This window comes from Alteromonas sp. ABH2_165 (genome assembly GCF_056159945.1).
This window is the reverse complement of the sequence record NZ_JBSWWF010000017.1, coordinates 1-1889: the sequence shown is the minus strand read 5'-3', so window position 1 is coordinate 1889 and position 1889 is coordinate 1. Positions and strand designations below refer to the sequence as shown.

Here is a 1889-nt window from a genome sequence, read left to right as displayed (position 1 = left end):
TTGAAATAATGTGAGGTTGTCAGTTACATATTCAGAATCAAAACCAATTTCTGAGTAGAATGATTTTGATACTTCATAGTCTTTGCTTGGAATAAAAGCCTTTAGATCCGTTACGTCCATTGTACTTTCCAATTGGCTGCTAACACCCCACTAAGGGGCAGTAACACATGGGCTAAAATCAGAGCGAAGCGACAGAGCCCATGTGTTACTGTCCCAGCGAGCCTGCGAGCGACTTGAGTGGTTTGTTATGTGCCTAACTTTCAATAAAACCGTATAACGCAACAGCTAATAGCACAAATACTACAGTCGGTGTAACAAAGGCAATTGGGGCCTGAATTAACATCTTAAGCCACAACGGCATTGGTAAACTGGATAGCCAATGATTCAAACTATCTAAAAGGCTTCGTACTGCTGTCCACCAAGCTAGTACAGTGGAAATAACTGCTAAAATATACAATACCATTGCACCAGTTTTAATTGCTGCTATGAATAGTGCAGCAGTTAATGTTAGTGCTTCAATCCATGCGAACCAGTTTCGAATAGAGCCTTTGTGATGCATTTTGTCTAAAATATTAAACAATTTTCAATTCCCTTTGGCACATAACACCCAAATAAGGGGCACAAGCATGGCGGCTATAATCGGAGCGAAGCGACACAGCCGCCATGTTTGTGTCCCAGCGAGCCTGCGAGCGACTTAATTTGATTGTTATGTGACTTGTTTAAAACCACCGCTGAACCTGCTCTTTTGTAGCTGATGGATGTGAATAAAGGCCTTCGGTTAATGCAGTAGAAAATAAATCAGCGTCTTCCATACTCAAGCCCGTAGATTCGAAATTTAAAACCTTTATATATTCGATTAGCTCAAACGGTTGATATTGGTACATTTGATAAAGTTCAAGTGGGACAGACATGCCGTTCACCCAAGCTTTAAGAAAGTAGACATCTTGTTTTTGCCCATTATCTAAAGTTATAAGGCCATCTTGAACGTAAGCCCATGCATCAACATCGTCTGGCATAGAGTCGATGAATTGAAGTGCTAGCTGCACAGCTTCGTTTTGAGTTTCAGATTCAAAGCTTTCTATTTTGCGTGTGCCATCTTGATAATAGATAACAACTGGAACAAGCAATTCACCTTCTTGAAGGTCGCTTCCAATAAGCACACTGTGTGAAAGAATTAACCCTACGATCTTGCCTAATGATTCAGATATCAAATATTCCTCCTTGTCACATAACACCCGCATAAAGGGCGATAACACATGGGCTAAAATTAGGAACGAAGTGACGCAGCCCATGTGTTAGCGTCCCAGCGAGTTTGCGAGCGATTTAATGCGTTTGTTATAAGCCACCAAAATTACCACTTAGCCATCCTTGATACTCATAACCCTTTGAACGATAAAAGGCTAACTCTACGTTTTTGAAAGAGTCAAAGTATGCAGCGACAAATGGCACAAAGAATATGGCCGCAAAGTTTTGCTTTACCTCACCTTCAGGTATGTACCCTACCTCATGGATGAGCCAATGGTTAATATCGAAGAACCTGAAGAATGTGACGGCAAGTAACCCAAATATTAAAGAGCCAAACAGTTTTGCCCAAGTTAAACGGGCAAACTGCCAAAGAATTCTAGAGACATTTGACAGGAATAACACGTAAAAGTAAAAAATTACAACAAACAAAACAGCTTCGATATTTAAGTCCTTAGGGATTAAAAAATATGCGAATGCTGGAGCCATAAAACCTAACATCTTACGCTTATAAGTTTCTACGAAGAATGAACCTTCGTTTATTACATCATCAGGAAGTGAAGTTACTGTTTTCATAGTGGCTTATAACACCCTGCTTAGGGGCGCAAACACGGCGGCTATAATCGGAACGAAGTGACACAGCCGCC

The 1889-nt window shown here is 40.7% G+C and carries 3 protein-coding genes; all 3 read right to left on the bottom strand.

Annotation, left to right across the window (positions count from 1 at the left end; translation table 11 throughout):
* Window positions 1–253: 253 nt before the first annotated feature.
* The 3 genes from ACXAFQ_RS20370 to ACXAFQ_RS20360 all read right to left on the bottom strand — a co-directional run bounded on the left by ACXAFQ_RS20370 (window position 254) and on the right by ACXAFQ_RS20360 (window position 1818).
* The gene (locus tag ACXAFQ_RS20370; RefSeq protein ID WP_474825200.1) at window positions 254–580 is read right to left on the bottom strand and encodes a hypothetical protein; all 327 of its coding nucleotides are present in this window, start codon (window positions 578–580) and stop codon (window positions 254–256) included.
* 139 nt (window positions 581–719) lie between these two features.
* Window positions 720–1211 (bottom strand): hypothetical protein, encoded by a 492-nt coding sequence (locus ACXAFQ_RS20365; protein ID WP_474825199.1) that lies wholly within the window; start codon window positions 1209–1211, stop codon window positions 720–722.
* A 124-nt stretch (window positions 1212–1335) separates the two neighbouring features.
* Window positions 1336–1818, bottom strand: a complete 483-nt coding sequence (locus tag ACXAFQ_RS20360) for a hypothetical protein (RefSeq protein WP_474825198.1) — start codon at window positions 1816–1818, stop codon at window positions 1336–1338.
* Between the last annotated feature and the right edge of the window lie 71 nt (window positions 1819–1889).